The organism is Spirosoma koreense (assembly GCF_054777875.1).
On the sequence record NZ_BAAHAC010000025.1, the window covers coordinates 328 to 702 of the forward strand.

The 375-nt window shown below is 51.2% G+C and carries 2 tRNA genes; both read left to right on the forward strand.

The features are described 5' to 3' along the window. Positions 1-36: 36 nt before the first annotated feature. Positions 37-110, forward strand: a tRNA-Ile gene (locus ACYVC2_RS25535). Positions 111-125: 15 nt separating this feature from the next. Beyond that, a tRNA-Ala gene (locus ACYVC2_RS25540) sits at positions 126-199 on the forward strand. The last annotated feature ends 176 nt before the right edge of the window (positions 200-375 follow it).

The following is a 375-nucleotide window of genomic DNA, read 5'->3' on the forward strand; positions in this document are numbered from 1 at the left end:
TTAGTCGCTACCATTGATGTCATTACGCAAAGTTCTGGGCTTGTAGCTCAGGTGGTTAGAGCGCTACACTGATAATGTAGAGGTCCGTGGTTCGAGTCCACGCAGGCCCACAGTAACAAGCTCATGGGGGATTAGCTCAGCTGGCTAGAGCACCTGCTTTGCAAGCAGGGGGTCAACGGTTCGAATCCGTTATTCTCCACATGAACCATTCGGGTTCATTTGTTCTTTGACCTACAGGGAGAAACGGCTTCATCATCGGCATGGTGGTGGAGCAGGTACTGACAAGGCGATCTTGTCAGGCCAACATCGTAGTAAACAAGTGACAACACACAGCAAAAGGGCGTCTGGGGGATGCCTAAGGCTTCTGATGGCGAT